The 2,599-nt window shown below is 62.5% G+C and carries 5 protein-coding genes; 2 read left to right on the top strand and 3 right to left on the bottom strand.

From position 1 onward, the window contains the following. Positions 1-108: 108 nt before the first annotated feature. Genes IRZ12_RS17175 through IRZ12_RS17185 form a run of 3 tightly spaced genes read right to left on the bottom strand, consistent with a single transcriptional unit; the run spans position 109 to position 1,733 of the window. Entirely contained in the window at positions 109-888 is a 780-nt protein-coding gene (locus tag IRZ12_RS17175) for a sulfite exporter TauE/SafE family protein (protein WP_296471202.1), read from the bottom strand. Positions 889-895: 7 nt separating this feature from the next. Beyond that, the gene (locus tag IRZ12_RS17180; RefSeq protein WP_296471205.1) at positions 896-1,414 is read right to left on the bottom strand and encodes a rhodanese family protein; all 519 of its coding nucleotides are present in this window, start codon (positions 1,412-1,414) and stop codon (positions 896-898) included. A 4-nt stretch (positions 1,415-1,418) separates the two neighbouring features. Then, the gene (locus tag IRZ12_RS17185; RefSeq protein WP_296471208.1) at positions 1,419-1,733 is read right to left on the bottom strand and encodes a helix-turn-helix transcriptional regulator; all 315 of its coding nucleotides are present in this window, start codon (positions 1,731-1,733) and stop codon (positions 1,419-1,421) included. A 170-nt stretch (positions 1,734-1,903) separates the two neighbouring features. On the opposite strand from IRZ12_RS17185, the gene IRZ12_RS17190 reads away from it, so the two are divergent. Next, the gene (locus IRZ12_RS17190) at positions 1,904-2,281 is read left to right on the top strand and encodes an MBL fold metallo-hydrolase (RefSeq protein ID WP_296471210.1); all 378 of its coding nucleotides are present in this window, start codon (positions 1,904-1,906) and stop codon (positions 2,279-2,281) included. Beyond that, positions 2,232-2,537, top strand: coding sequence for an MBL fold metallo-hydrolase (locus tag IRZ12_RS17195; RefSeq protein ID WP_296471215.1), 306 nt, complete (start codon positions 2,232-2,234; stop codon positions 2,535-2,537). The genes IRZ12_RS17190 and IRZ12_RS17195 overlap by 50 nt, the downstream gene beginning before the upstream one ends. The last annotated feature ends 62 nt before the right edge of the window (positions 2,538-2,599 follow it).

Genomic DNA, 2,599 nt, shown 5'->3' on the forward strand with positions numbered 1-2,599 from the left:
AGATGCTTGTTGCCGCGGTAACGCATTGATCTATATGCGATTGAAGTTCCCATTGATAATCGAGTGGGAGTGAGCGGGTCCTGCGCGTTGCGCGCCGTGCAGGGGGGCTCAGAGTGTCGAAGTCGCTACGTAGATCCCCACGGCTATGGTAACGAGCGCAAAACCGCGCTCTAGCACATCTTTGTGGGCAGTCAGCGTGCGACCCAGCACGATGCCGACAGCCGTTCCGGCAACACCGCCGGCGATCAGCAGGGCCGTGACGGTCCAGTCGACTATTCCCGAGAGGGCATAGGAAGTGGCCGTCGTCAGACCAAGCGCTGTGATGACGACCAGGGATGTGCCGACCGCATAGCTGATCGGCATGCGGGTGGCGAGCATCAGTCCCGGGACGATGAGAAATCCGCCACCGATTCCGAAAAAGCCGGCGGCTAGCCCGACACCAAGGCCAATCGATACCAGCCTGGGCAGCAGCGCCCGGGCGCTTTCCAGCGTCAGTCTGACGTCCGGAACCTCGGGGAGCCGGCGTTTGCGCAGCATCCAGAGGCCGACGCCGATCATCAACAGGCCAAACAGGAACAACAGCCGCTCGTTCCCCGCTGCCTTGCCCAGTTCGGCGCCAAGGATCGCGCCTGTCACCCCGGCTGTGGTGAACACGCCCGCGCAGCGCCATTTGACGCGCCCGGCATGCGCATGACCGATCAAACCGGCCAGTGCGTTGAGCGCCACGGAGACGGCTGCTGTTCCGATGGCGGCATGAGTCGAGCCGATGCGAACGACATACACGAGCAGCGGCACCGCCAGGATGGAACCGCCGCCGCCGACCAGACCAAGCACCACCCCGATCAACGCGCCGGAGCACAGCCTCGTCAGGAAGGTGCCGGTGTCCATATCGTGCTCAGACTGCCATCCGGCGATTCCAGGGCATGAGAACCAGCAGCTTGGCCATGCCGCACCACCCGGTCACGCCGGCCAGGATCAGCCCCGCGCCGACGAAGGCCGGGATCACGAAAAAACCCGCGGAAACGAACCATCCCAGCAGCGCGCCGATCAGCGCGAGTGTGCCGGCGACAATCTGGACCTGGCGCGCCAGCTCCAGGGGTTGCGAACGGTCCTCGAGCGTGGGAAATCCGGCGGCGCTCCATGCGTCAAGGCCGCCTTTCAGCATGCACACGGGGGTGCCGCGGGCGGCTTCCAGAATCCGCGCGGCATGGGTTGTAGTCCTCCTGCCCGACTTGCAGTACACGATCAGCGGGCGGCCCTGAAGCGGCAGCTCGCTGGTCCGGCCCAGCGGCACATGGATCGCGCCGGGAATGCGCTTGCGCGCGTATTCATCCGCGTCACGCACATCGATGAGCAAGGCACCGGCCTCGATCCTGGCGCAGGCCTCGGAAGGAGTGAGGGTCTCAAGCGTCATGTCGTCATTTCTCTCCATACAGTTCACACAGCGTTGCAAGCAGCATCTCGACGCGGGGGTCGGCGATCCGGTACCAGAGCGTCTGGCTTTCCCGACGGAAGGTCACCAGGCCCTCGTCCCGCATTCTGGCCAGATGCTGGGAGCAGGCGGACTGAGACAGACCCGCCTCCAGGGCCAGATCAGTCACCATCATTTCTCCGTCCCGCACCAGTCTGCAAAGCAGCATCAACCGGCGCGCATTGCCGATCGCCTTGAGTATGTCTGCGACCTGCTGGGCTTTCGCCTCCAGGGTCGCCGGATCTATCCGGGCACTGAGCATCGTACCACTCCATTAGGTATTGCTAATTTAGTGATATCTGATGTAATGTCAAGCCTCCCGATGAGGCACGGAGGATGTGTATGGTCAGTCCTTTCATTAAAGCCTTCTTTGATTAGGCCACTAGCACCATCAGCTATCTCGTTGGCGACCCTGTCACACGAAGCGCCGCGGTGATCGATCCGGTGCTGGATTTCGATCCGGCCAGCGGAACTGCGGATACCGGCTCGGCCGAACGTATTCTGCGTTTTGCGCGCGATAATGGCTGGCGGATAGAGGCAGTGCTCGAGACCCACGCGCGTGCCGATCATCTGTCGGCAGCGGCTTTCATCAAGGAGCAGACCGCCGCCTGGGTGGGGATCGGCGAGCACATCCGTGAGGTGCAGGAAATTTTCCGCCCGGTGTACGGGATGACAGATCTCCGGACCGATGGATCAGATTTCGACCGTTTGTTCCGGGATGGCGAGCGCTTCGCCATCGGCGAGCTCCAGGTGAGGGGGCATGCACGTGCCCGGCCACACGCCTGCCGACGTCGCCTACATCGTCGGTGATGCGGTGTTCGTCGGTGACACCCTGTTCATGCCGGATTACGGTACGGCCAGGGCCGACTTTCCGGGTGGCGATGCGCGCACGCTCTATCGTTCGATCCGGCGTCTGTTGGCATTGCCGGAGGAGACCCGGATGTTCATGTGCCACGACTACAAGGTGCCGGGGCGTGACCACCATCTGTGGGAGACCACGGTCAGGGAGCAGCGTCGGGCTAATGTTCACCGTAAGCTCCCCCTTCGGGTAGACGTTAGTCAGTAGAATTTCGGAGACTCCCTGTCTGGAGACTCCTTTGAAGAAGAGCAGGTTTACAGAAAGCCAGA

This window comes from Pigmentiphaga sp., from assembly GCF_019689535.1.
GTDB lineage: Bacteria > Pseudomonadota > Gammaproteobacteria > Burkholderiales > Burkholderiaceae_B > Pigmentiphaga.